General features: G+C 55.2%; 1 protein-coding gene. It reads right to left on the minus strand.

All coding sequences use genetic code 11. The annotated features are described in order from the left end of the window. Positions 1-107: 107 nt before the first annotated feature. Positions 108-647, minus strand: a complete 540-nt coding sequence (locus tag OKC30_RS21225) for a gamma carbonic anhydrase family protein (RefSeq protein WP_041212350.1) — start codon at positions 645-647, stop codon at positions 108-110. Positions 648-805 lie beyond the last annotated feature (158 nt).

Genomic DNA, 805 nt, shown 5'->3' on the forward strand with positions numbered 1-805 from the left:
GCCTTGCTCCCCCAACTCAAGTCGCATTTATGAATAATTAGTCAAAAATGTGCTTATCTGAACAGCATTGCGGCATCATGCCGGGCTTCCTGTTTGTGGCTGCAGGGTCAGGCCTCTTGCAGGTATTCATCCTTGAGCAGCACATAATTGTCGGCCGAGGTCTTCAGGAAGGCGATCTCGGCCGGCTTGAGAGGGCGGGCCTGCTTGACGGGATTGCCCATATAAAGAAAGCCGGCCTCGAGCCGCTTGCCTGGCGGCACCAGGCTGCCCGCCCCGATCATCACATCGTCTTCAACGATCACCCCATCCAGCAGGATGGCACCCATGCCGACCAGTACCCGGTCGCCTATGGTGCAACCGTGCAGCATCGCCTTGTGTCCGACCGTGACATCCTCGCCGATAAGCAGCGGATAGCCGCCAGGATTGCCAGCACTCTTGCGGGTCAGGTGCAGCACTGTACCGTCCTGGATATTGCTGCGGGCACCGATGCGGATATGGTTGACGTCCCCTCTGGCGGCCACCATGGGCCAGATGCTGGCATCGTCACCCAGCTGGATATCCCCCACCAGGGTGGCACAGGGATCCACATATACCCGTTTGCCCAGTTGCGGGCATTTTCCCTTGTAAGGTCTCAGTCGCAAGTCCATCTTGGCCTCCTTGTTTTCGGCCATTCTAGCAAGATGACACCGGTTTCTGTGGATAAGTTTGTATAAAAGCTGTGTTTGGATATGAATAACTAAAAAAGTGCCGATTTTTGCAATTTTATTGCAGAGGAGGGGTTGCCAGAACGAATTCGCTCCCTATA

The sequence above is a fragment of the Aeromonas sp. QDB18 genome (assembly GCF_027705325.1).
In the GTDB taxonomy this organism is placed as follows: domain Bacteria; phylum Pseudomonadota; class Gammaproteobacteria; order Enterobacterales; family Aeromonadaceae; genus Aeromonas; species Aeromonas caviae.

Excerpts from the sequence above, each read along its gene's own strand:
- OKC30_RS21225 (WP_041212350.1), bottom strand. The coding sequence starts at position 647 with ATGGACTTGCGACTGAGACCTTACAAGGGAAAATGCCCGCAACTGGGC.